Here is a 25312-nt window from a genome sequence, read left to right as displayed (position 1 = left end):
GCACTGTCCTGTTAGTTTGTGCGCATCGCAAGTGCAGCCTCTGGAGCCATCGAAGCGCGCGTCATGACCGAGCTGATCGAACGCCTGCAACGCCTCGTCGGTGTCGCGCATGTTCTCGTCGCGGCCGAGGATCAGGCGCCTTATCTGCACGACTGGCTCGGCAAATATCACGGGGCCACGCTGGCGGTGGTTCGGCCGGGATCGACGGACGGGGTCGCGGCCGTGATGGAGGCCTGTGCCGCCGCCCGCGTGGCCGTCGTGCCGCAGGGCGGACACACCAGCCTGTCGGGCGGCGCGACTCCGGATGCGAGCGGCCGGGCGATCGTGCTGTCCCTGTCGCGGATGAACCGCATCCGAGCGGTGGATCCCGTCGGCCAGACCATCGTCGTCGACGCCGGCATCGTGCTGGCGAGGGTGCAGGACGCGGCGCGCGAGGCCGGCCTGTTCTTTCCGCTCAGCCTCGGCTCGGAGGGCAGTTGCACCGTCGGCGGCAATCTCGCCGCGAATGCCGGCGGCGTCGCCGTGCTGCGCTATGGCGTGATGCGCGAGCTGACGCTGGGGCTCGAAGTGGTGCTGCCGGATGGCCGCATCTGGGACGGCCTGCGCGCCTTGCGCAAGGACAACACCGGTTATGCGCTGCGCGATCTCTTCATCGGCTCTGAAGGCACGCTGGGGGTCATCACCGGCGCCGTGTTGAAGCTGTTTCCGCAGCCGACCGCACGGGCCACCGCGTTCGTCGCGGTCGCCGATGCGGCCGCCGCGCTGAACCTGCTGCGGCTATCGCGCGCGCGTTGTGGCGATCGCCTCACCGCATTCGAGTTCCTGACCTCGGCAACGCTCGAGATGATCCTGCGCCAGATGCCGGATATACGGCTGCCGTTCGCTGCACTTCCTGAGGCTGCTGTCCTGATCGAGCTGAGCGATATCGGCGAGGAAGCCGCGCTGACCGCACGGCTCGAAACCACGCTGGCCGCCGCGATGACGGAAGGGCTCGCCTCCGACGCCGTCGTCGCCCAGGACTGCACCCAGGCCAAGGCGTTCTGGCGGGTGCGCGAGAGCGTCTCCGAGGCTCTGGTCCGGGAGGGCAGGGCGCTCAAGCACGACATCTCGGTGCCCGTCGCCGAGATCGCCGATTTCGTCACGGTCATGGACGCTGCGGTCGGCGCGGCGCTGACCGGCATCCGTCCGATGGTGTTCGGCCATCTCGGCGACGGCAACCTGCACTACAATCTGATGCGCCCGCTCGACATGAGCGAAGACGAGTTCTATCGGTACGGTCCGCGCATCACCCGCCTGGTCCATGACGAAATCACCCGCCGCCGCGGCTCGATCAGCGCCGAGCACGGCATCGGCCAGCTCCGCACGGCAGAGATGCCGCTGTGCAAGCCGCCGCTCGAGCTGGAGCTGATGCGGCAACTGAAGCGTACGCTCGATCCGCACGGCCTGATGAATCCCGGCAAGCTGCTGCCAGGCGGCTGACGTCGGCGGCCGCCGGAGCCGGAGCTGCGTCCAAGCCGATGTTCAGCGGGCGGCCCGTCGCGTCTCCGCCACCGTGGCACGGGTACCCTTCTGGAACAGATCGTCCAGGGCCGTTTCGATTGCGAGCTCGAAGCGCGGATCTCGTGGCAGCTCGCTGCCGAACACCGAGGTGAGCGACAGCAGCGCCCGCGTGAGCCGGCTGGCGACCGGGCCGGCCTCGTCGGCGAGCGCGCGCAACTGCGCCGCTAGCGGATCGCGCAGCGCGATCGGCTGGCCGCGCTCGTCCGTGCCGCTGACGTAGCGGATCCACCCGGCGACGGCGAGCGCAAGCCGGGTGATGGGAAGGCCGCGGGCGAGGCGGTCGCCGATGGTGCCGAGCAGACGCTGCGGCAGCTTCTGCGAGCCGTCCATCGCGATCTGCGCGGTCTTGTGCTTGAGCGCGGGATTGCGGAAGCGCTGCAGCAGCGCGGCGCGATAGGCTGCGACGTCGAAGCCGCCGAGCGCGGGCAGCGTCGGCGTCACCTCCTCGCGCATCATGTCCTCGACGAGGCCGGCCAGCTCGGGCTCGGCCATGGCCGCGGCGACGGTCTCGCAGCCCATGAGATAGCCGAGATAGGCGATTGTCGAGTGCGCGCCGTTGAGCAGCCGCAGCTTCATCAGCTCGAATGGGGCGACGTCGCGTACGAACTGTGCGCCGCTGACGTCCCAGGCGGGGCGCGCGCCGGCGAAATCATCCTCGATCACCCATTGGCTGAACGGCTCGGTGACGATGGGCCATGCATCATCGAGGCCGAGCGCGGCGCCGACGTCGGCGCGGTCGGCATCGGTGGTGGCAGGCACGATGCGATCGACCATCGTCGAGGGAAAGCGGACGTTGTCCGTGATCCATGCGGCGAGATCGCGATCGACCAGCCCGGCGAAGGCGATCACCAGACCGCGCAAGGTGTGGCCATTGGCCGGAAGGTTGTCGCAGGCGAGCACCGTGTAGGGCGGCAGGCCGCGCTGTCGCCGCAGTTGCAGGCCGCCGACGATGAAGGCGAGCGTGCTGCGGGGATGGCCGAGGTTGAGACTGTCGTGCAAGATGTCGGGATCGTCGACGCGCAACGCGCCGGTCGACGGATCGTGGCTGTAGCCCTTCTCGGTGACGGTGGTCGAGAGGATGCGTATGGCGGGATCGGCGAGGCGTGCCAGAAGGGCCGCCGGATCCTCGGGCGCCACCGCAAGGCCGGTGAGTGCGCCAATGATGCGGCGCTGCCGGCCGGCGCCGTCGCTCGCCGTCACGCTGTAGAGCCCGTCTTGCGGCGCCAGCGCATCGCGGGTGTCCGGCGAGCGCAGGGAGACGCCGAGGATGCCCCAGCGCGGATCGTGCTTGAGCAGCGCATCGGTGTAGACCGCCTGATGCCCGCGATGGAACGCGCCGAGGCCGAGATGGACGATGCCGGTTGTGATTGCTGCGCGGTCGTAATCCGGCTTGATGATGCCGGCGGGCAGGCGGGGAAGCGTTGCGGGGCTGAGACGATCCATGCCGGGACTTCAGAAGATCAGCTGCACTTTGCAGCATTCGGTCTGGTTGTGCTCGAAGGTGTCGAACGCGGTCGCGTAGGCGTCGAGCCCGAAGCGGTGGGTGATCAGCCGCTCCGGCTGCAGCGCGCCACTGGCGAACCAGTCGATGACCTTGGCGAACTTGCCGCTGTTGAGCCTGGAAGCGTGGATCGCGAGCTCCTTCGCGGTGACCTTCTGCTGCACGATCGTCGACGGCTCGGCCGAGAAGCCGAGCAGGCCGATGCGTGCGGCAGGCGAGGCGATCTCGATGGCCTCGGCGAGAATGGCGGGATGGCAGGCGGCATCGATAATCAAGGTCGGCGTCACATCGGCCGCGGCGAGGGCCTCGGGCAGGGCGGTCCTGGCGGTGTTGATGACGCGGTCGGCGCCGTTGTGCCGCGCCGCTTCGAGCCGGGCATCGATGCGGTCGGTGACGATCAGCTGCTTCACGCCGTAGACGTGCTTGAGCACCTGGATCACGGTCAGCCCGATCGGCCCGGCGCCGTAGACCAGCGCGACGTCTGAGGCGAACACGCGGGTGTGGTCGGTAATGTTGGCGGCGATCGAGAACGGCTCGACCAGCGGCGCCTTGTCGTCGTCGACGCTGTCCGGCAGCAGATGCGCGTTGGCCGCCGGCACGCAGGCATATTCGGAAAAGCCGCCGTCGCGGTGGACGCCGAGCACGGCGAGATGGGCGCAGACATTGGGGCGGCCGACCGAGCAGGGGTAGCAGTGGCCGCAGGCAACGACGGGATCGACCACCACGCGGGCGCCGAGCCGTGCGCTGACACCGTCGCCGAGCTTGTCGATGCTGCCGAAGAATTCATGGCCGATCACGCGCGGATAGCGCGCGAACGGGTTGCTGCCGTGGAGGATGTGGATGTCGGAGCCGCAGATGCCGGCGCGCTCGACCTTGATGCGGACCTCGCCCGTCGAAGGCTCGGGAACGGGGCGCGTTTCGATCGACAGGCGGCCGGGCCGCTCCACCACGAGGCTCTTCACGCGTTCCTCCATCCTTCTCGCCCATCTCGACCGCAGGCTGCCATCGTATAGCAACCCAAAAACTTGGATACAAGTTTCCTATTGAAAGCCTATTTGGTATCCCTTATAGGCTTGAGATACAGGAATGACATACAAAGGCCCCGCAGCGGGCCGGCAGGGGAGGTTTGCCAGTGTCTTTGCCCACATCCATGTCTCGTCGCAGCTTCGTCGGCACCGCGCTCGCGGGAGCCTCGGCCTTGGCGTTCGCACCCGCCCGGGCGCAATCGGCGAAGTATCGCCTGCGTTACGGCACGGCGTTCCCCGCCACCCATCCCGGCGTCGTCCGCATCATCGAGGCGTCGGAGGTCATCAAGAAGCAGAGCAATGGTCTGGTCGACCTGCAGGTCTATCCGAACAGCCAGCTCGGCAGCGAGCCCGACATGTTCTCGCAGGTGCGCAGCGGCGCGCTCGACTTCATGTCGACGTCAGGCGTGAACCAGACGGTGGTGCCGATCGGCGGCATCAATGCGGTGGCCTTCGCGTTCGAGAGCTATGACCAGGTGTGGTCGGCGATGGACGGCGATCTCGGCAACCATGTGCGCGGCGAGTTCGCCAAGGTCGGCCTGCACGTGCTGCCGAAATGCCTCGACAACGGCTATCGCAACATCACGTCCGGTGCGAAGCCGATCGCCTCGCCCGACGACCTCAAGGGCTTCAAGATCCGCGTGCCCGGCAATCCGTTGTGGGTGACGCTGTTCAAGACGCTCGGCGCGGCGCCGACGCCGATCAATTTCGGCGAGCTCTATGCGGCCCTGCAGACCCGCATCGTCGACGGCCAGGAGAATCCGCTGGCGCTGATCCAGAGCGCCAAGCTCTACGAGGTGCAGAAGTACATCGCGCTATCAGGCCATATCTGGGACGGCCACTACATCTTCGCCAATGCAGCGCGCTGGAATGTCATGCCTGCCGACGTCCGTGACGCCGTCACCGCGGCGCTGTCGGAGGCCGCCGTCAAGGAGCGCCAGGACATCCAGAGCTTCAACGACAAGGCGCAGGCGGAAATGCAGGCCGCTGGCGTGACCTTCAACAAGGTCGACACCAAGCCGTTCCGCGATGCGCTGCGCACCGCCGGCTTCTACACCGAATGGAAGACCAAGTTCGGCACCGAGGCGTGGGGGCTGCTGGAGAAATCCGTCGGTCAGCTGTGAGACTTGCGTGAGAGACCGCGTAGTCGACAGCGTGTCTGCCGCCGTCCTTCGAGACGCCTGCCTCCGGCAGGCTCCTCAGGACGAGGGCTGATTTTGCGGTGAGATCCTGCCCCTCATGGTGAGGAGCGCCGGCCTTGCGACGCGTTCAGGCGATGCAATTGCATCGCCTTGAGAACCATGAGGCCAGAGTAGTTTCGACTTCAGCTGCGATCGGTGGAAAATACGGCCGGCCTGTGTGAGCCGGGGAGGATGCAATGGCCGTTGACATGACAGCGACGACCTCGGTGCCGTCGCATGGCGCGTTCGCGCGCTTCGATCATCTGCTTGGCCGCGCCGTCGAGGCGCTGGCTGCGGCGATCGTCATCGCCGAACTCGTTCTGCTCGGCGCGGCGACCGCCGCGCGCTACGTCTTCAATGCGCCGCTGATCTGGTCGGACGAGCTCGCCACCGTGCTGTTCGTGTGGCTGGCGATGCTCGGCGCCGTCGTCGCATTGCGACGCGCCGAGCACATGCGGCTCACCGCCTTCGTCCGCAATCTGTCGCCGGCGTGGCGGGCGCGCACCGATGCGCTCGGCCTGATGCTGGTCTGCACCGTCCTGGTGGCGCTGGTGATGCCGTCCTGGCACCACCTCGAAAGCCACCTGATCAGCCAGATGCCCGTGCTCGAGATCAGCGAAGGCTATCGCGAGGCCGCGATGCTGGTCGGCGTGCTGCTGATGCTGCTGACCGCGGTCGACCGGCTGATCCAGCAGGCGAGCCTCATGCAGATCGTCGGCGCTCTGGCGCTCGTGCTCGCCGGTGCAGGGGCGCTCTATGCCGCCGCGCCTGTGCTGGAGGAGCTCGGCAACTACAATCTGTTCATCTTCTTCTTTGTGCTCGTCGCCAGCGCCATGGTGATCGGCACGCCGATCGCCTTCACCTTCCTGCTCGCCACCGTGGCCTATCTGCATTTCAGCACCACCGTGCCGGTCCTGATCGTTCCCGGCCGGGTCAGCGAGGGCATGTCGCATATGGTGCTGCTGGCGGTGCCGATGTTCGTGCTGCTCGGCGCGCTGATCGAGATCGCCGGACTGGCGCGGGCGATGATCCTGTTCCTGGTTTCGCTCATCGGCCATCTGCGCGGCGGCCTGCAATATGTGCTGCTCGGCGCGATGTACCTCGTCTCGGGTATCTCCGGTGCGAAGGCGGCCGACATGGCGGCGGTGGCGCCGGCGCTGTTTCCGGAGATGAAGCAGCGTGGCAGCTCGGAAGGCGACCTGGTGTCGCTGCTGTCCGCCTCCGCTGTGATGTCGGAGACGATCCCGCCCTCGATCGTGCTGATCACGGTGGGCTCGGTGACGGGCGTGTCGATCGCGGCGCTGTTCACCGGCGGGCTGCTGCCGGCGGTGGTCGGCCTGATCGCACTCTCCGTCGTCGTCTTCCTGCAGACGCGCAAGGAGGACATGAGCGGCGCGCAGCGTTTCGATGCCAAGACGCGGCTGCGGCTGTTTGCGATCTCCATTCCCGGTCTCGGTCTGCCGATCGTGATCCGCTCGGCTGTGGTCGAGGGCGTCGCCACCGCGACCGAGGTCGCGGCGATCGGCGTCATCTACACGGTGCTGGTCGGCATCTTCGTCTATCGCCAGTTCGACTGGAAGCGGGTGTATCCCATCCTGGTCGATACGGCCTCGCTGTCCGGCGCGATTCTGCTGGTGGTGGGGGCTGCGACCGGCATGGCCTGGGCGCTGACGCAGTCCGGCTTCTCGCAGCAGCTCGTCGACCTCATGGTCGCCGTGCCGGGCGGCCGCTGGGGTTTTCTGCTGATCTCGGCGCTCGCCTTCGTCGTGCTCGGCAGCGTGCTCGAAGGCGTGCCGGCGGTGGTGCTGTTCGGGCCGCTGCTGTTCCCGATCGCGCGCATGATGGGCGTGCACGAGGTGCACTATGCCATCATCGCAGTGTTCGCGATGGGCCTCGGCCTGTTCACGCCGCCCTTCGGTGTCGGCTTCTATCTCGCCTGCGCCATCGGCCGCGCCTCGCCGGATGAGGTCATCCGCCACGTCTGGCCGCATCTCGCCGCACTCGTCGTTGCGCTGCTCTTAATCGTGTTCCTGCCGTGGATCTCGATCGGCTTCCTGTGAATCGGGTAGACTGCCGTCATGGATGACGATCTGACACCATTGACGCGACTGGACGGCAAGGCCGGCCGGCGGCTCGCCGACCAGGTCTATGAGCGGCTGCTCGAGGACATCGTGTCCGGCGCGCTGCCACCGGGCACGCCGATGGCCGAGCTCGACCTGTGCGAGCGGCTCGGCGTCAGCCGCACGCCGGTGCGCGAGGCGCTGATCAAGCTCGCCGATGTCGACCTCGTGCGCATCTATCCGCAGAGCGGCAGCGTGGTGGCGCCGGTGTCGCGCGAGGCGTTCGGCGAGGCGCAGTTCATCCGCGAGCATCTCGAATGCGCGCTGGTTGCCGAGGCCGTCCGCTACATCGATGCGACGGCGCTGCGCGAGCTGACCGAGCTGATCGACAAGCAGAAGGCGGCGGCGACGCCGGCGGAGTTCTACGGCCATGACGAGGCGTTTCATCAGACCATCGCCCGCACCAGCCGGCATCCGCATGTCTGGCAGGTGATCCGCCAGACCAAGATCCATTTCGACCGCGTCCGCCATCTCACCCTGATCGAGGACGCCGGCCATATTCCGCTCCTGATCGCGCAGCATCAGGAGATCCTGGACGGGCTGGCCGCCTGCAACGAGGCCCAGGCGGTCGCGGCGATGCGCCGGCATCTGCGCGAGGTGTTTCGCCGCGCCGACGGCATCTTTGCCCGGCAGGAGGAGATGGCGCAGGCCGAGTCGCGCACGCGGGCACGGCGGCGGCGCTGATCGCGCGCGTGATTCATTTTGGAAGGTGACGACATGGAACAGACGTGGCGCTGGTTCGGACCCGATGATCCCATCACTTTGCCGCAGGTTCGCCAGACCGGCGCGACCGGCATCGTGACGGCGCTGCATCACATCCCCTACGGCGTGGTGTGGAGCACCGATGAGATCATCAAGCGCATCGGCGTGATTGAAGGCGATTCATCGCTGCGGCTGCGCTGGAGCGTGGTCGAGAGCCTGCCGGTCTCCGAGGCCATCAAGCTGGGCGAGGGCGATCTGACGTCCTTGTTCGACAACTACCGCCAGTCGCTGCGCAACCTCGCCGCCTGCGGCGTCACCACCGTCTGCTACAATTTCATGGCGGTGCTGGACTGGACCCGCACCGAGCTCGCCTTCCGTCTGCCGGGCGGCGCCACGGCGCTGCGCTTCGATATGGATCGCCTTGCTGCGTTCGACTGCTACATCCTGCAGCGGCCCGGTGCCGAGGCGGAGTTCTCCGCCGACGTGCTCGACCGCGCCAAGGCCTGGGTGGCACAGGCGTCCGAATCCGACAAGGACCGGCTGCTCGCGACCATCATGGCTGGGCTGCCCGGCGCCTATGACCGCTATGACGTGCCCGGTCTGCGCCGCATGCTGGAGAAATATCGCGGCATCGGCCATGCCGAGCTGCGCGCCAACTACGCGCGCTTCCTGCGCGCGGTGGTGCCTACGGCCGAGGAATGCGGCGTCAGCCTCTGTGTCCATCCCGATGATCCGCCGCGTGACCTGTTCGGTCTGCCGCGCGTGGTGTCCTCAGCCGAGGATCTGCAGTTCATCGTCGATGCCGCCCCGTCGAAGGCCAACGGCCTCACCTTCTGCACCGGCGCGCTCGGCGCCGGCGGCCACAACAACGTCCCGGCGCTCGCCGAGCGGTTCGCGCCGCACATCCGCTTCGTGCACCTGCGCAACGTCACCAAGATGCTCGACGGCTCGTTCATGGAGGCGGAGCATCTGCGCGGCGACGTCGACATGGTCGCGGTCGTGACGACTTTGCTGAAGGAGCAGGCCCGGCGCAAGGCGGAAGGCGAGCCGGATTGGCGGATCCCGTTCCGGCCCGACCACGGCCATGAGCTCGCCGACGACATCGGCCGCGGCACCCATCCGGGCTATCCGCTGGTCGGCCGCCTCAAGGGCCTCGCCGAGATTCGCGGGATCATGACCGCGGTGGCGGCCATTAACCGCTTGCCGGTCTGATCCCGCCGGTGCCGGACAACCCGCTTGTCAGCGCGCGTCCCGTGGCCGAGGATGCCGGCCCGCATTTGCCCATTCGAGTTGAACAAATGTCGACCTCGCTCTTCGATCTCTCCGGCAAGACCGCGCTGGTGACCGGCTCCTCGCGCGGCCTTGGCCGCGCCATCGCGGAGGGTTTTGCCGAGGCGGGCGCGCGGCTCGTCATCAACGGAACCGATCCGGCGCGCACGCTGGCGGCGGTCGAGGAATTCCGCGCCGCGGGCCATCAGGCCGAGGCCTGTCCGTTCGACGTGACCGATGAGGACGCCGTCGTCGGCGCCTTCACGCGCTTCGACGCCGAGGGGATCGCGATCGACGTCCTCGTCAACAATGCCGGCATCCAGCACCGCAAGCCGCTGGTCGAGTTCACCACGGATGAGTGGCGCCGCGTCATCGAGACCAACCTCACCAGCGCCTTCGTGATCGGGCGCGAGGCGGCCAAACGCATGATCCCGCGCAAGAGCGGCAAGATCATCAATATCGGCTCGCTCGGCAGCGAGCTGGCACGGCCGACCATCGGGCCCTACACCACGGCGAAGGGCGGCATCCGCAACCTGACCCGCGCGATGGCGGTCGAATGGGCGGCGCACGGCATCCAGGCCAATGCGATCGGGCCCGGCTACATGCTGACCGACATGAACCAGGCGCTGATGAGCAATCCCGACTTCAACAACTGGCTGATGTCGCGCGTCCCGTCGAAGCGCTGGGGCCGGCCGGACGAGCTGGTCGGCACCGCGATCTTCCTGGCCTCGGAGGCGTCGACCTATGTCAACGGCCAGACCATCTATGTCGACGGCGGCATGCTGGCGGCGATGTAGGATCGCGGAAGACAAGAGACAGGGAGGCCGGCCATGCGTGCGGTCGTCATTCACGCGCCGAAAGATCTGCGCATCGACAGCTTTCCCGATCCGGCGCCGGGACCCGGCGAGGTGCGGGTCAAGATCGAGGCCGGCGGGATCTGCGGCTCGGACCTGCATTACTATCATCACGGCGGCTTCGGCACCGTGCGCATCAGGCAGCCGATGGCGCTGGGCCACGAGATCGCAGGCGTCGTCGCCGCGGTCGGCGCGAGCGTGACCGGCCTCGCCGAGGGCACCCGCGTCGCCGTCAATCCGAGCCTGCCCTGCGGCCGCTGCAGCTATTGCCGCGAGGGGCTGCGCAACCAATGCCTCGACATGCGCTTCATGGGCAGCGCGATGCGTGATCCCCACGTGCAGGGCGGCTTCCGCGAGTTCGTCACTGTCGATGCCTCGCAGGCAGTGCCGATCGCGCCGTCGCTGTCGCTCGGTGAGGCCGCGATGGCCGAGCCGCTGTCGGTCTGCCTGCATGCGGCGCATCAGGCCGGCTCGCTGCTCGGCAAGCGCGTGCTGGTGACCGGCTGCGGCCCGATCGGCGCGCTGTCGATCCTGGTGGCGCGCTACGGCGGTGCGGCCGAGATCGTGGTCACCGACATTGCCGATGCGCCGCTGGCGGTGGCGCGCACGCTCGGCGCCAGCCATGCGTTCAATGTCGGGGCGGAGCCGTCGGCGCTCGATCCGTGGCGGAGCGGGAAGGGCACGTTCGACGTGCTGTTCGAGGCCTCCGGCAACCAGGCCGCCTTGCGGGCCGCGCTCGACGTCATGAGGCCCGGCGGCGTCATCGTCCAGCTCGGGCTCGGCGGCGAGATGACCTTGCCGCTCAACACGCTGGTCACGAAGGAGCTGCAATTGCGCGGCACGTTCCGGTTCGACCGCGAATTCGAGCTGGCGCTGCGGCTGATGGGCGAGGGGCTGCTCGACGTCAAGCCGCTGATCTCGGCTGCGCTGCCATTCGAGCAGGCGGTCGCCGCCTTCGAGCTCGCCAGCGATCGAAGCCGGTCGATGAAGGTTCATTTGACGTTTTGATGGATGGATTGACGCCGATGAAAGTCGCCTGCATCGGAGAGTGCATGGTGGAGTTTGCGCAGGAGGACGGCTCGCTGTTCCGGCGCGGCTTCGGCGGCGACACGCTCAACACGGCGCTCTATCTGGCCCGGCTCGGCGTGCCCACCTCCTACGTCACGGCGCTCGGCGATGATCCCCTGAGTGCCATGATGCTGGCGGCGTGGCAGGCCGAAGGCATCGACACCTCGGAGGTGCTGCAGGTCGAGGGCCGCGTGCCCGGTCTGTACATGATCGAGCGCGATGCCAAGGGCGAGCGCAGCTTCCTGTATTGGCGCGACCGCGCGCCGGCGCGCGAGCTGTTCGATCGCGCCGATCGCGATATGCTCGACAGGCTCTCGCGCTTCGACTGGATCTATCTCTCCGGCATCAGCCTCTCGCTCTATGGCGAGACCGGCAAGGCCAAGCTGCGCGAGCTCCTGACGGTGGCGCGCAAGCGCGGCGCGCGGGTCGTGTTCGACGGCAACTACCGGCCGCGCGGCTGGGCCAGCCGCGAGGTCGCCCAGCGCGCGTTCCGTGCGATCCTGCCGCTGGTCGACGTTGCGCTGCCGACCTTGGAGGACGAGCAGATGCTGTTCGGCGATGCCGACGCCTCCGTCAGCCTGCGCCGCTTCAAGGACGCCGGGGTCAACGAGGTCGTGGTCAAGCGCGGTGCGCGCGGCTGCCTGATCCATGCCGATGGCGTGCTGGTCGACATCGCGCCACCTGCGGTGCTCAAGCCAATCGACACCACGGCGGCCGGCGATTCCTTCAATGCGGGGTATCTCGCCGCGCGCATCAAGGGCGCGCCGCCCCGCAAGGCGGCTTTGGCCGGCCACCGGCTCGCCGGTGCCGTGATCATGGCGCCGGGGGCGGTGATCCCGGCCACCGCGATGCCGCGGGACATTCTGACGATGAGCGAGGCGTGATGAACAATTTGGACAAGCGCGCGAAGCTCGATGCGGTCTTCGCGCTGGCGCCGGTGATCCCGGTGATCACGATCGAGGACGCGGCGCATGCCGTGCCGCTTGCGCGTGCGCTCGTCGCCGGCGGCCTCCGCGTCATCGAAATCACTTTGCGGACGCAGGCGGGGCTCGATGCCGCGCGCGCGATCATCGATGAGGTGCCGGACGCCGTCGTCGGCATCGGCACGGTGCTGACGCCGGCGGACTACGAGCGCGCCGCCAGGCTCGGCGCCGCCTTCGCGATCAGTCCGGGCCTCTCGCTCGGCCTGCTCGACGCCGCGAATGCCGGCGAGATGCCGTTCGCGCCGGGCATTCAGACCGCCTCTGATCTCATCGCCTGCGTGACGCGGGGCTATGAGCTGGTGAAGTTCTTTCCCGCGGTGCCGGCCGGCGGGCTCGCGGCGCTCGACGCGCTAGCGGGTCCCTTCCCGAACGTGCGCTTCTGTCCGACCGGCGGCATCAATGCCGGCAACGCCGCGCAATGGCTGGCGCACAAGAAGGTCGTTGCGATCGGCGGCTCGTGGGTCGCACCCGCGGCCGACATCAAGGCCGGTGCGTGGGCCGCGATCGAGCAGCGCGCCCGCGAAGCGACGAAGCTGCGCTGATCCAGCCTATCCACAACTTAAAATTTTGTTTGTGTCCGACGCTTATCTTCGGCGGCAGTGGGGCTGCGCCGGCGCCTGTCATTCTCAAAAAGTATTACAGTCAAATAATATGACTAGTCATCCCCTGGGTTCCGTGAAATAACGGACGTCACCGGCCGTCGAGGCGGGTGAATAGGTGCGTCAACACCGCTGTCGCGGCGGCGCATCAAAAAACAGTACCTTTGTGGGAGAGAACGTCTGATGACCCTGAAAGCCCTCTTTGCGGCCTCGGCCACGGCCGCCTTGTTGCTTGCCACGTCCGCTGGCGCCGCGGAGCTGACCGTCGGCTTCTCGCAGATCGGATCGGAGTCCGGCTGGCGCGCCGCCGAGACCTCGGTCTCGAAGTCGGAAGCCGCCAAGCGCAAGATCAACCTGAAGATCGCCGACGCCCAGCAGAAGCAGGAGAACCAGATCAAGGCGATCCGCTCCTTCATCGCCCAGGGCGTGGACGCGATCTTCCTCGCACCGGTCGTGGCCTCCGGCTGGGATGCCGTGCTGAAGGAAGCCAAGGAAGCCAAGATCCCGGTCGTGCTGCTCGACCGCGACATCGATCCCTCCGGCAAGGACCTCTATCTGACCGCCGTCACCTCGGACAGCGTGCATGAGGGCGAGGTCGCCGGCGAGTGGCTCGCCAAGACGGTCGGCGGCAAGGCCTGCAACGTCGTCGAGCTGCAGGGCACGGTCGGCGCCAGCGTCGCCACCAACCGCAAGAAGGGCTTTGACGCCGTCGTCGCCAAGAACGCCAACCTGAAGGTCGTGCGCAGCCAGACCGGCGACTTCACCCGTGCCAAGGGCAAGGAGGTGATGGAAAGCTTCATCAAGGCCGAGAACGGCGGCAAGTCGATCTGCGCGGTCTACGCCCACAACGACGACATGATGGTCGGCGCGATCCAGGCAATGAAGGAGGCCGGCCTGAAGCCGGGCAAGGACATCCTGACCGTCTCGATCGACGCCGTGCCGGACATCTTCAAGGCAATCGCCGCCGGCGAGGCCAACGCCACCGTCGAGCTGACGCCGAACATGGCGGGGCCGGCGTTCGACGCGATCGTGGCCTTCAAGGAGAAGGGCACCGTTCCGCCGAAGTGGATCCAGACGGAATCGAAGCTCTACACCGCGACTGACGATCCGCAGAAGGTCTACGACAGCAAGAAGGGCTTGGGCTACTGAGCTGAAGCCTATGTTGTTGCCGTCGTCCTGGCGAACGCCAGGACCCATAGCCACCGATCTTTGTGAGGTCTGCGGTATTGGCCCAGTGCCTCAATCGACTATTCCGCGGTATGGGTCCCGGCGTTCGCCGGGACGACGAAATCAGGTGCTGGCGTCCGCTCATTCGGCGGGCGTCAGCTTCCTGGCTGATGTCCAATCGTCGCGCCAAGTAGTTCGTCATGTCTGATCCTTCAGCTCCGCCGGCGACGCGTCCAGCCCTGCTGGAGATCCGCGGCCTGACCAAGAGCTTCGGGGCGCTGAAGGCGCTTGATGACGTCGACTTCACTCTGGGTGAGGGCGAGATCCATGCGCTGCTCGGCGAGAACGGCGCCGGCAAGTCGACCCTGATCAAGGTGGTCACCGGCGTTTTCGCGCGGGACGCCGGCACCGTGCGGCTGGCCGACCGCGAGATCGCGCCGCGCTCGGCCAAGGACGCTGTCGATGCCGGCATCGCCACCGTCTATCAGGAAGTCAATCTGCTGCCGAACCTCTCGGTGGCGCAAAATCTCTATCTCGGCCGGCAGCCGACGCGGTTCGGCGTCGTGCGCGAGGCCGAGATGCGGCGGCGCGCGCACGCGCTGCTGCTGGATTATGGGCTGGACATCGACGTCGGTGCGCCGCTTTCGAGCTACTCGGTCGCGGTCCAGCATATCACGGCGATCGCGCGCGCGGTCGATCTGTCGGCGCGCGTCCTCATTCTCGACGAGCCCACGGCGAGCCTCGACCGCCACGAGGTCGAGATCCTGTTCAAGGTAATGCGAAAGCTCGCGGCTGATGGCATCGGCATCGTGTTCGTCAGCCACTTCCTCGATCAGGTCTACGAGATCTGCGATCGCGTCACCGTGCTGCGCAACGGCCGGCTGATCGGTTCGCGCGACGTCGCCGACCTGCCGCGGCTCGACCTTATCAGAATGATGCTGGGGCGCGAGCTGGCCGAGACCACGCATGAACGCGCGGCGAGCCAGCCGGACACGGCGCGCGAGGTCTGCATCAGTTTCAAGGGCTATGGCAAGCAGGGCTACCTTGCGCCGTTCGATCTCGAGCTGCGCCGCGGCGAGGTCGTCGGGCTCGCGGGCCTGCTCGGCTCCGGCCGCACCGAGACGGCGCGGCTGGTGTTCGGGGCCGAACGCGCCGACACCGGCGAGGCCACCGTCAACGGCGAGACCGTCCGGCTGAATTCGCCGCGCAATGCCGCCGGGCTCGGCTTCGGCTACTGCCCCGAGGAGCGCAAGACCGAGGGCATCGTCGCCGATCTCACCGTGCGCGAGAACATCGTGCTGGCGCTGCAGGCGCGGCGCGGGCTGCATCGGCCGCTGTCGCGGCGCGAGCAGGACGAGATCGCGATGCGTTACATCCGCATGCTCGACATCCGGCCGCCGGATCCGGAACGTCCCATTGGGCTGCTGTCGGGCGGCAACCAGCAGAAGGCGCTACTGGCGCGCTGGCTCGCGACGTCGCCGAAGCTCCTCGTCCTCGACGAGCCGACGCGCGGCATCGACGTCGGCGCCCATGCCGAGATCATCCGTCTGGTGCGTGAGTTGTGCGAGCAGGGGCTGGCGCTGCTCGTGATCTCCTCGGAGCTCGACGAGATCGTGACCTATTCCAACCGCGTCGTCGTGCTGCGCGACCGCGCCCATGTCGAGGAGCTGAAGGGCGAGGCGGTCGAAGTCTCCAGCATCCTCGCGGCGATCGCCGCGGATGGCGAGCCCGTGCATGAGGCCGCATCATGACGCTCCGCATTCCGCGCCGCGGTCTTGCGCAGGCATTCGCGCTGATCGTGATCCTGATCATCGATCGCGCAGTCTCGCCGCAGTTCTTCAACCTCCATCTGCAGGACGGCCGGCTGTTCGGCAGCGTCATCGACGTGCTCAACCGCGGCACGCCGGTGGCGCTGCTGTCGCTCGGCATGGTGCTCGTCATCGCCACCGGCGGCATCGACCTTTCGGTCGGTGCCGTGATGGCGATCGCGGGCGCCACCGCGGCGAGCCTCGCCGATACGCATTCGCTGCCGGTGGTCATCGGCTCCGCGCTCGCTGTCGGTTTGGTGTGCGGGCTGTGGAACGGCGTTCTCGTCGCTGTCCTGCGCATCCAGCCGATCGTCGCCACGTTGATCCTGATGGTGGCGGGCCGCGGCATCGCGCAGTTGATCACCGAAGGGCGCATCGTCACCTTCACCTCGCCCGATCTGGTGTGGATGGGCAACGGCGCCGTGTTGGGCCTGCCGACCCCGGTCGTGATCGCGATCGGCATGCTGCTGCTGACGGGGGCGGTCGTGCGCGGCACCGCGCTCGGGCTCTTGATCGAGGCGACCGGCGGCAACGCGCGCGCCAGCGAGCTTTCGGGCGTCGGCACCCGCGCCATGATCCTGTCGGTCTATGTCTGGTGCGGCATCTGCGCCGCGCTTGCCGGTGTCATCGCTGCAGCCGACATCATGGGGGCGGATGCCAACAATGCCGGCCTGTGGCTCGAGCTCGATGCGATCCTCGCGGTCGTGATCGGCGGCACCTCGCTGTTCGGCGGCCGCTTCAGCCTGGTGCTGGCGGTGGCCGGCGCGCTGATCATCCAGGCGATGAACACCGGCATTCTGTTGTCGGGCTATCCGCCGGAGCTCAATCTGCTGGTCAAGGCCGTGGTCGTTCTCGCCGTCCTGCTGGCGCAGTCGCCGCGGCTCGGCGATCTCTCGCGCTTCACCGCGCGCTGGCGGAGGATCAAGCCATGAGAGCATCGACCTCGGTTGCGATCACGGCGTTTGTGCTGGTCGCCGGCTTCGCATTGTGTGCGCTGCAATTCCCGAACATCGCCTCGACCCGCGTCGTCGCCAATCTGCTCACCGACAACGCCTTCCTCGGCATCGTCGCCGCGGGCATGACCTTCGTCATCATCTCCGGCGGCATCGATCTCTCGGTCGGCTCGGTGATCGGCTTCACCACGGTATTCGTGGCGCTCGCGGTCGAGCGCTGGGGCATCCCGCCCTTCGCCGCCTTCGCATTGGTGCTGGTGCTGTGCGCGCTGTTCGGTGCCGCGATGGGCGCGGTGATCCACGTGTTCGAGCTGCCGCCCTTCATCGTGACCCTCGCCGGCATGTTCCTGGCGCGCGGCGTCAGCTTCCTGCTGTCGACCGAATCGATTCCGATCACCGCCCCGATCTACAGTGCCGTCTCCGACTTCGCGATCCGCCTGCCAGGCGGCGGACGGCTCACCGCGATCGCGATTGCGATGCTGGTGATCCTGGTGCTCTGCGCGTTGCTGCTGCATTTGACCCGGTTCGGCGTCAACGTCTACGCGCTCGGTGGCAGCCGTGTGGCGACAGCTCTGATGGGCATTCCGGTCGGGCCGATGACCATCCGCATCTATATGCTGTCGAGCGTGCTTGCGGGCCTCGCCGGCATCGTCTTCTCGTTCTACACCGCGGCCGGCTATTCGCTTTCGGCCGTCGGTGTCGAACTCGATACCATCGCTGCCGTGGTGATCGGCGGAACCTTGTTGACCGGCGGACAGGGCTCGGTCATCGGCACCTTCCTTGGCGTCCTGATACAGGGCATGATCCAGACCTACATCAATTTCGACGGCACGCTGTCGAGCTGGTGGACCAAGATCGCCACGGGGGTTCTGTTGTTCGTTTTCATTGCGCTGCAGCAAGGTCTGATGGCGCTCGCGCGCCGCTCATCCGTCAAGCCCGCCGCGGCCAAGCCGGTGGGGGCGCCGACATGACGACGTCGCACATCGTCTCGATTCCGACCCGGCGCGCGCATTCCAACCATGCCGAGGTCGCCCGCAGCATCGGCATCGACATCATCTCGGGCCGTCTGGCCGAGGGCGCGCGGTTGCCGGGTGACGCCGAGCTGACCGCGACTTTCGGCGTCTCACGGCCGGTGCTGCGCGAGAGCGTGAAGACCCTCGTTGCAAAAGGTCTGCTGTCGACCAAGGCCCGCGTCGGCACCGTGGTGCGCGGACGCTCGGACTGGAACATGTTCGATCCCGACGTGCTCGCCTGGCACCTCGACGCGGGGATCGACAAGCGCTTTCTTGCCGACCTCGCCGAGATCCGGTTGGCGATCGAGCCGCGCGCCGCGGCGCTCGCGGCAGAGCGCCGCAGCGACGACGATCTCGCCGCGATGAACCAGGCGATGGCGCAGATGGAGCGCGAGCCGTCGACCTCGATCGCCTTTGCCGAAGCCGACCTCGCTCTGCACATCGCGATCGCCAATGCCTCGGGCAATCCCTTCATGCGATCGATCGGCGCGGTCATCGAGGCGGCATTGCGCGCGTCGTTCGTCCTGAGCGCGCCGATCGAAACCGCCGACCGGGACACCGTGCTGGTCTGGCACCAGCGCATCATCGATGCGATCGCAGATGGCAATCCCGAGGGCGCCTCGGAGGCCATGATCGAAGTCATCTACAACGGCCGGCGGCGTCATGCGCAATCGGCTGCACGAACGGACCAGGAATGAGCAACGACAAGTCAGACAAGCAGCTGCGGAGCCAGGCGTGGTTCGGCCGCCAGGACAAGATGGGCTTCTATTATCGCTCGTTCTTGAAGAACAGCGGCACGCCGCAGGATCGCTTCGAGGGCCGTCCGGTCATCGGCATCTGCAACACCTGGTCGGAGCTGACGCCCTGCAATGCGCATTTCCGCGTCATCGCCGAGCATGTCCGCCAGGGCGTGCTCGATGCCGGCGGCTATCCGCTGGAGTTTCCGGTCTCCTCGCTCGGCGAGGTGACGATGCGTCCCACTGCGATGCTGTTCCGCAATCTCGCCTCGATGGATGTGGAGGAGGCGATCCGTGCGCATCCGCTCGACGGTGTCGTGCTCTTGATGGGCTGCGACAAGACCACGCCGGCGCTCTTGATGGGCGCGGCCTCCGCCGACCTGCCTGCGATCGGTGTTTCAGGCGGCCCGCAACTGCGCGGCGTGTATCGTGGCCAGATCATCGGCTCCGGCACCAACATCATCTCGATGAGCGAGCAGCTGCGTGCCGGCGAGATCACCTTGAAGGAATTCCACGAGGCCGAGGCCGGCATGAACCGCTCCGCCGGCAGCTGCATGACCATGGGCACGGCCTCGACGATGGCCTCGATGGTCGAGGCACTCGGCATCGGCCTGCCGGAGAATGCGGCGATTCCCGCCGCCGATGCGCGCCGCAACCTGCTCGCGCGCATGGCGGGACGGCGGATCGTCGAGATGGTCGGCGAAGACCTCAAGCCATCGGACATTCTGACCCGTCAGGCGTTCGAGAATGCGATCCGCACGCTCGCGGCGATCGGCGGCTCGACCAACGCTGTGGTGCATCTGCTTGCGATCGCCGGACGTGTCGGCGTTGAGCTCACGCTCGACGACTTCGACCGTCTGTGTCGCGACGTGCACTGCCTGGTCGACCTGATGCCGTCGGGCCGTTTCCTGATGGAGGACTTCTACTACGCCGGCGGTCTGCCGGCGGTTCTGCGCGCGCTCGGCGAGCGCGGCCTGCTGCACAAGGACGCCCGCACCGTCAACGGCAGGACGCTGTGGGACAATGTCGCCGAGGCGCCGAACTACAATGCCGAGGTCATCACGCCGTTCGAGACCCCGTTCAAGACCGAAGCCGGCATCGCGATCCTCACCGGCAACCTCGCGCCCAACGGCGCCGTCATCAAGCCGTCGGCGGCCTCGCCGGAGCTGATGAACCACACCGGACGGGCGGTCGTGTTCGAGAGCGTCGAGGAGATGCACGACGCCGTCGACGACGACAATCTCGACATCGATGCGTCCTGCATCATGGTGCTGAAGAATTGCGGGCCGAAGGGCTATCCGGGCATGGCCGAGGTCGGCAACATGCCGCTGCCCGCGAAAGTGCTGCGCCAGGGCGTGCGCGACATGATCCGAATCTCGGACGCACGCATGTCCGGCACGGCGTACGGCACCGTGGTGCTGCATGTCGCCCCGGAAGCCACCGTCGGCGGGCCGCTGGCGCTGGTCAAGAATGGCGACATGATCACGCTGGACGTCGCTGGCCGCCGGCTGCATCTGCATGTCAGCGACGAGGAGCTCGCCGCGCGCCGCGCCGCCTGGACGCCGCCGAAGCCGCATGCGGCCCGCGGCTATCAGAAGCTCTACATCGATCACGTGCTGCAGGCCGATCGCGGCGTCGATTTCGACTTCCTGGTCGGCCGCACCGGCTCGCCCGTGCCGCGCGACAATCACTAAAGAGGTGCCCATGACCGCTTCCGCCAAAAAGCTCTATAAGGGCGTCTTCCCGGTGGCGCCGACCGTGTTCGACGCCGACGGCCGTCTCGACCTCGAGGGCCAGAAGCGCGCGATCGACTTCATGATCGATGCCGGCTCGCACGGCATCTGCATCCTCGCCAACTTCTCCGAGCAGTTCGTGCTGACCGACGACGAGCGCGATCTGGTGATGACGACCGTGCTGGAGCATGTCGCCGGCCGCGTGCCGATCATCGTCACGACGACGCATTTCTCGACCTTTGTCTGCGCCGAGCGCTCGCGCCGGGCGCAGGAGAGGGGCGCCGCCATGGTCATGGTGATGCCGCCCTATCACGGCGCGACCTTCCGCGTGCCGGACGCCTCGATCTACGAGTTCTATCGCGGCGTCTCCGACGCGATCTCGATCCCGATCATGGTGCAGGACGCTCCGGTCGCCGGCACGCCGCTGTCGGTGCCGTTCTTGGCGCGCATGGCCAAGGAGATCGAGAACCTCGCCTACTTCAAGATCGAAGTGCCGCGCGCCGCCGACAAGCTGCGCGCGCTGATCGAGGCCGGCGGCGCTGATATCGAAGGCCCGTGGGACGGCGAGGAGGCGATCACCCTGATGGCCGACCTCGATGCCGGCGCCACCGGCGCGATGACCGGCGGCGGCTATCCCGACGGCATCCGCAAGATCATCGATCCGTATTTCGCGGGCGACCGCGAGGCCACGGCCGCGGCCTATGAGCGCTGGCTGCCGCTGATCAACTACGAGAACCGGCAGTGCGGCCTTGCGACCTGCAAGATCCTGATGAAGGCTGGCGGCGTGATCAAGCACGACACGCTGCGCGCGCCGCAGCCGCCGATCCATCCGGCGACACAGAAGGGTCTGATCGAGATCGCGCGCCGGCTCGACCCGGTCGTGCTGCGCTGGGGACGCTAGAGATGAGCGAGCTTCGTGTCGCCATCGTCGGCTTCGGCAAGATCGCCAGGGATCAGCACGTGCCGGCCATCGCCGCCACCGAGGGCGTGACCTTGACGGCCGTCGCAAGCCGTAACGCCTCGCTGCCCGGCCTGCCGCATTTCGGCACCATCGAGGAACTGCTGCGCGATGGTCCCGAGATCGACGCGGTTGCGTTGTGCACGCCGCCGCAGGTGCGCCGTGCGCAGGCGCTGGCGGCGCTCGAGGCCGGCAAGCATGTGATGCTGGAAAAGCCGCCCGGTGCTGCCGTCAGCGAGCTCGATCCGCTGATTGCACTCGCCGCCGCAAAGGGGCGCACGCTGTTCGCGACCTGGCATTCGCGCTACGCGCCGGCCGTCGAGCCGGCGCGGGAATGGCTGTCACAGCGTCGGATCCGCAGCGTGCGGATCGACTGGAAGGAGGACGTGCGCGTCTGGCATCCCGGCCAGGCCTGGATCTGGGAGCCGGGCGGTCTCGGCGTGTTCGATCCCGGCATCAACGCGCTGTCGATCCTGACCCGCATCCTGCCCGAGCCGGTGTTCCTGACCGAGGCCGAGCTGTCGTTTCCGTCCAACCGTCAGGCGCCGATCGCGGCCAACCTGTCGTTGTCGACAGCCAGCGAGCTGCCGATCGCGGCCGAGTTCGACTTCCGCCAGACCGGGCCGCAGAGCTGGGACATCCGGATCGAGACCGACGCCGGGCAACTCAAGCTGTCGCTCGGCGGCGCGCGGATGACCGCGGATGACCAAGTGATGATCGACGAGAAGGAGCGCGAATATCCCGGCCTCTATCGCCGCTTCGTCGAGCTGACGAAGACCGGTGCTGGTGACGTCGATCTCGCGCCGCTGCGGCTGGTGGCCGACGCGTTCCTGCTCGGCCGCCGCCACTTCGTCGAGCCGTTCGAGGACTAGAGCGATGGCAGAGGCTGATATCACCAGGGATGTGTTTGGCAGCCTGCCGGACGGCCGCGAGGTCGAACGCGTCACCTTGCGCGGCGCCGACGGCTTCGAGGCGCGGATCATCACCTACGGCGCGGCGCTGCAGGCGCTGCTGGTACCGGATGCGCAAGGCCGCGTTGATGACGTGGTGCTCGGTCACGACGACCTGCTGAGCTACCTGCTGCTCCGGAAATTTTTCGGCGCGACGGTCGGACGCTACGCCAACCGCATCGCCAAGGCACGTTTCGTGCTCGATGGTCAGGACATCCGTCTGGAAGCGAATAATGGCGCGCATGCCTTGCATGGCGGCCCCGACGGCTTCGACCGCAAGCTCTGGCAGATCGTCGCCACCGAGGACGGTGCCCGGCCGTCGGTCACGATGCTCTATGTCAGCCCCGACGGCGAGGCCAACTATCCGGGGCGGCTCGACGTCCGTGTCACCTATCAGTTGACCGGGCCGATGGAGCTGGCTGTCAGCTTCAGCGCCCGGACCACCCGGACGACGGTGGTCAACCTGACCAATCACAGCTTCTTCAATCTCGACGGCCTGGCCGCCGGCACCGATATTCTCGATCACCGTCTGACGCTCGCTGCGGACCACTACCTGGCGATCGACGAAACGGCGATCCCGCTGGAGGGGCCGCCGCACAGCGTTGTTGGTACGCCGTTCGATTTCCGCGACGCGCATGCGATCGGCGCGCGCATTCGTGCCGACGATGCGCAGATCAGATGCGGCCGCGGCTATGACCACAATTTCTGTCTGCGCGCCGGCGACGGCGTGCGCTTCGCGGCACGGATCGAGTCGCGGCGGTCGGGACGGATCATGGAGTTGCTCACCGATCAGCCGGGCCTGCAGGTCTATTCCGGCAACTATATTGACGCGACCGTGAGCGGCAAGGGCCGCGTCTATCGCCAATCCGACGCGCTCTGCCTGGAGCCGCAGGTCTGGCCGGACAGTCCGAACCGTCCGGATTTTCCGAGCGCGCGTCTCGCGCCCGACGACGTCTACAAGCACGAGACGGTGTATCGCTTCTCGATCGCGGGAGCGTCCGCATGATGGAGCAGGTGCCGACCACGATCCTTTGCGACGAGCGCTGCCATCTCGGCGAGGGGCCGACCTACGATCCTCACACCGACACCGCCTGGTGGTTCGACATCCGCGAAGGCCTGCTGTTCGAGGCCAATATCGGTAGCGGCGACGTCCGACGCCACGGGCTCGGCAGGATGGCGAGCGCGCTCGGCCGCATCGATGCCGTGAGGCAGTTGATCGTCGCCGAGGACGGACTCTATGTCCGCTCCGTCGCCGACGGCGCGCTGTCGCTGTTCCTGCCGCTCGAGGCCGACAATCCTGCGACGCGGTCGAACGACTCGCGGGTCCATCCCTCCGGGACGTTCTGGATCGGCACCATGGGGCGCAACGCCGAGTGCGGCCTGGGCTCGATCTATGCGCTGCATCGCGGTGAGATCATCCGCCTGTTCCCCAACGTCACCATTCCCAACGCAATCTGCTTCTCGCCGGATGGCGCGATCGGCTATTTCGCCGATACGGACGAGAACGTGCTCTACCGCGTCGCGCTCGACCCGACGACCGGCCTGCCGCGCGGCGAGCCGGAGGTGCTGCTGCGCCATGCCGGCGTCGGCGGGCTCGACGGTGCCGTCGTCGACGCCGAGGGGCGGATCTGGAACGCGCGCTGGGGCGGCGGTTGTGTCGATGTCTACAGCCCGCAGGGCGAGCATCTGCGCTGCATCGCGGTTCCGGCCAGCCAGGCGAGCTGCCCGGCCTTCGTCGGTCCCGGTCTGTCGCGCCTGCTGGTCACGTCGGCCTGGCAGGACATGGACGCGGCGGCCAAGGCGGCCGACCCCGGCCACGGCCAGACTTTCCTGCTTGAGGTCGGCGCTCACGGTCGCGCCGAGCCTGACGTGAAGCTTTCGATCTGAGAGGAGGAACAATCGAGTCGAGCGTCGTTCAGCCTAACAGCTATCTGGTATCAAGATACGCAATCGCGTATTCCTAGTTCAAATCTGAAAATCTTAGAGGGAGTGAAGCATGCTGAATTTCAAGACCATCATGGCCGCCGCGCTGGCCGGCCTCGGCGCCGTGGCGCTGTCCAGCGCCGCAATGGCGCAGGGCAAGGCAACCGTCGGCATCGCGATGCCGACCAAGTCCTCGGCGCGCTGGATCGACGACGGCAACAACATCGTGAAGGTGCTGAAGGAGCGTGGCTACAACACCGACCTGCAATATGCCGAGGACGACATCCCGAACCAGCTCTCGCAGGTCGAGAACATGGTCACCAAGGGCGCCAAGGTGCTGGTCATCGCCGCGATCGACGGCACCACGCTGTCCGACGCGCTGAAGCAGGCCAAGGAGAAGGGCGTCACCGTCATCGCCTATGACCGCCTGATCCGCGACACGCCGAATGTCGACTACTACGCGACCTTCGACAATTTCCAGGTCGGCGTGCTGCAGGCGCAGTCGATCGTCGACAAGCTCGGCCTGAAGGACGGCAAGGGCCCGTTCAACATCGAGCTGTTCGGCGGCTCGCCGGACGACAACAACGCCTACTTCTTCTACAACGGCTCGATGTCGGTGCTGCAGCCGTACATCGACTCCGGCAAGCTCAAGGTTGCGTCCGGCCAGATGGGCATGGACAAGGTCGCGACCCTGCGCTGGGACGGCGCCACCGCCCAGGCCCGCATGGACAACCTGCTCAGTGCCTATTACGGCAACAAGCGTGTCGACGCGGTGCTGTCGCCCTATGACGGCCTCTCGATCGGCATCATCTCGTCGCTGAAGGGCGTCGGCTATGGCAGCGGCAACCAGCCGATGCCGGTCATCTCAGGCCAGGACGCCGAGGTGCCGTCGGTCAAGGCGATCCTGCGCGGCGACCAGTACTCGACGATCTTCAAGGACACCCGCGACCTCGCCAAGGTGACCGCCGATATGGTCGATGCCGTGCTCAACGGCAAGCAGGTGCAGGTCAACGACACCAAGACCTACAACAACGGCGTCAAGGTCGTTCCCGCTTATCTGCTCAAGCCGGTCGTGGTCGACAAGAGCAATTGGGAGAAGGTCCTGATCGAGGGCGGCTACTACAAGAAGTCGCAGGTCGAGTGATCACCGGTGGCCGGCGAGCGCGGTCATGCGCTCGCCGGCCACTCCAAGACGGCTCAAGTTGCGG

General features: G+C 67.1%; 22 protein-coding genes. 20 read left to right on the top strand and 2 right to left on the bottom strand.

Annotation, left to right across the window (positions count from 1 at the left end; translation table 11 throughout):
* The first annotated feature begins 63 nt into the window (after positions 1–63).
* Positions 64–1479: an FAD-binding oxidoreductase gene (locus tag ACQR1H_RS18010; protein WP_434907946.1), complete on the top strand. Its 1416-nt coding sequence runs from the start codon at positions 64–66 to the stop codon at positions 1477–1479.
* A 42-nt stretch (positions 1480–1521) separates the two neighbouring features.
* On the opposite strand, the gene ACQR1H_RS18005 is transcribed toward ACQR1H_RS18010, so the two are convergent.
* Positions 1522–3003: a mannitol dehydrogenase family protein gene (locus ACQR1H_RS18005; RefSeq protein ID WP_434907945.1), complete on the bottom strand. Its 1482-nt coding sequence runs from the start codon at positions 3001–3003 to the stop codon at positions 1522–1524.
* A gap of 9 nt (positions 3004–3012) precedes the next feature.
* Complete coding sequence (locus tag ACQR1H_RS18000; protein ID WP_315804457.1) at positions 3013–4023, bottom strand: Zn-dependent oxidoreductase; 1011 nt, start codon at positions 4021–4023, stop codon at positions 3013–3015.
* Positions 4024–4193: 170 nt separating this feature from the next.
* On the opposite strand from ACQR1H_RS18000, the gene ACQR1H_RS17995 reads away from it, so the two are divergent.
* The 19 genes from ACQR1H_RS17995 to chvE all read left to right on the top strand — a co-directional run bounded on the left by ACQR1H_RS17995 (position 4194) and on the right by chvE (position 25248).
* Complete coding sequence (locus ACQR1H_RS17995) at positions 4194–5210, top strand: TRAP transporter substrate-binding protein (protein WP_434874146.1); 1017 nt, start codon at positions 4194–4196, stop codon at positions 5208–5210.
* 254 nt (positions 5211–5464) lie between these two features.
* Complete coding sequence (locus ACQR1H_RS17990) at positions 5465–7327, top strand: TRAP transporter large permease (protein ID WP_315804459.1); 1863 nt, start codon at positions 5465–5467, stop codon at positions 7325–7327.
* An 18-nt stretch (positions 7328–7345) separates the two neighbouring features.
* Complete coding sequence (locus tag ACQR1H_RS17985) at positions 7346–8071, top strand: GntR family transcriptional regulator (RefSeq protein WP_434874147.1); 726 nt, start codon at positions 7346–7348, stop codon at positions 8069–8071.
* Between the two features lie 33 nt (positions 8072–8104).
* A complete protein-coding gene (gene uxuA / locus ACQR1H_RS17980) occupies positions 8105–9301 on the top strand; it encodes a mannonate dehydratase (RefSeq protein ID WP_315804461.1) in 1197 nt (398 codons plus the stop codon).
* Between the two features lie 86 nt (positions 9302–9387).
* On the top strand, positions 9388–10155 hold the full coding sequence (locus tag ACQR1H_RS17975; RefSeq protein ID WP_434874148.1) for an SDR family oxidoreductase: 768 nt from the start codon (positions 9388–9390) through the stop codon (positions 10153–10155).
* Positions 10156–10188: 33 nt separating this feature from the next.
* Positions 10189–11220: an L-idonate 5-dehydrogenase gene (locus ACQR1H_RS17970; protein ID WP_316177961.1), complete on the top strand. Its 1032-nt coding sequence runs from the start codon at positions 10189–10191 to the stop codon at positions 11218–11220.
* Positions 11221–11267: 47 nt separating this feature from the next.
* The gene (locus ACQR1H_RS17965; protein ID WP_409997971.1) at positions 11268–12164 is read left to right on the top strand and encodes a sugar kinase; all 897 of its coding nucleotides are present in this window, start codon (positions 11268–11270) and stop codon (positions 12162–12164) included.
* The gene (gene eda / locus ACQR1H_RS17960) at positions 12161–12805 is read left to right on the top strand and encodes a bifunctional 4-hydroxy-2-oxoglutarate aldolase/2-dehydro-3-deoxy-phosphogluconate aldolase (protein ID WP_316177963.1); all 645 of its coding nucleotides are present in this window, start codon (positions 12161–12163) and stop codon (positions 12803–12805) included. Before ACQR1H_RS17965 ends, eda begins: the two co-directional genes overlap by 4 nt.
* 240 nt (positions 12806–13045) lie before the next feature.
* Positions 13046–14011: a galactofuranose ABC transporter, galactofuranose-binding protein YtfQ gene (gene ytfQ / locus ACQR1H_RS17955; protein WP_315718196.1), complete on the top strand. Its 966-nt coding sequence runs from the start codon at positions 13046–13048 to the stop codon at positions 14009–14011.
* Between the two features lie 218 nt (positions 14012–14229).
* Positions 14230–15780: a sugar ABC transporter ATP-binding protein gene (locus ACQR1H_RS17950; RefSeq protein WP_434907944.1), complete on the top strand. Its 1551-nt coding sequence runs from the start codon at positions 14230–14232 to the stop codon at positions 15778–15780.
* Positions 15777–16769 carry an ABC transporter permease gene (locus tag ACQR1H_RS17945; RefSeq protein WP_434907943.1) on the top strand — a complete coding sequence of 331 codons (993 nt, stop codon included), beginning with the start codon at positions 15777–15779 and terminating at the stop codon, positions 16767–16769. Before ACQR1H_RS17950 ends, ACQR1H_RS17945 begins: the two co-directional genes overlap by 4 nt.
* Positions 16766–17761, top strand: coding sequence for a galactofuranose ABC transporter, permease protein YjfF (yjfF, locus tag ACQR1H_RS17940; RefSeq protein WP_434907942.1), 996 nt, complete (start codon positions 16766–16768; stop codon positions 17759–17761). Before ACQR1H_RS17945 ends, yjfF begins: the two co-directional genes overlap by 4 nt.
* Positions 17758–18501: a FadR/GntR family transcriptional regulator gene (locus tag ACQR1H_RS17935; protein ID WP_316177969.1), complete on the top strand. Its 744-nt coding sequence runs from the start codon at positions 17758–17760 to the stop codon at positions 18499–18501. Before yjfF ends, ACQR1H_RS17935 begins: the two co-directional genes overlap by 4 nt.
* Positions 18498–20234 (top strand): IlvD/Edd family dehydratase, encoded by a 1737-nt coding sequence (locus tag ACQR1H_RS17930; protein WP_434839142.1) that lies wholly within the window; start codon positions 18498–18500, stop codon positions 20232–20234. Before ACQR1H_RS17935 ends, ACQR1H_RS17930 begins: the two co-directional genes overlap by 4 nt.
* 10 nt (positions 20235–20244) lie before the next feature.
* Entirely contained in the window at positions 20245–21174 is a 930-nt protein-coding gene (locus ACQR1H_RS17925) for a dihydrodipicolinate synthase family protein (protein WP_434907941.1), read from the top strand.
* A 2-nt stretch (positions 21175–21176) separates the two neighbouring features.
* Positions 21177–22103: a Gfo/Idh/MocA family protein gene (locus tag ACQR1H_RS17920; protein WP_316238433.1), complete on the top strand. Its 927-nt coding sequence runs from the start codon at positions 21177–21179 to the stop codon at positions 22101–22103.
* Between the two features lie 4 nt (positions 22104–22107).
* Positions 22108–23187, top strand: coding sequence for an aldose epimerase family protein (locus ACQR1H_RS17915; RefSeq protein WP_434907940.1), 1080 nt, complete (start codon positions 22108–22110; stop codon positions 23185–23187).
* Positions 23187–24068, top strand: coding sequence for an SMP-30/gluconolactonase/LRE family protein (locus tag ACQR1H_RS17910; protein ID WP_434907998.1), 882 nt, complete (start codon positions 23187–23189; stop codon positions 24066–24068). The genes ACQR1H_RS17915 and ACQR1H_RS17910 overlap by 1 nt, the downstream gene beginning before the upstream one ends.
* Before the next feature lie 109 nt (positions 24069–24177).
* Positions 24178–25248 (top strand): multiple monosaccharide ABC transporter substrate-binding protein, encoded by a 1071-nt coding sequence (chvE, locus tag ACQR1H_RS17905; RefSeq protein WP_315804475.1) that lies wholly within the window; start codon positions 24178–24180, stop codon positions 25246–25248.
* The last annotated feature ends 64 nt before the right edge of the window (positions 25249–25312 follow it).

This window comes from Bradyrhizobium sp. HKCCYLRH2015, from assembly GCF_051168215.1.
Taxonomy (GTDB): Bacteria; Pseudomonadota; Alphaproteobacteria; order Rhizobiales; family Xanthobacteraceae; genus Bradyrhizobium.
This window is presented reverse-complemented; position numbering and strand designations above follow the sequence as displayed.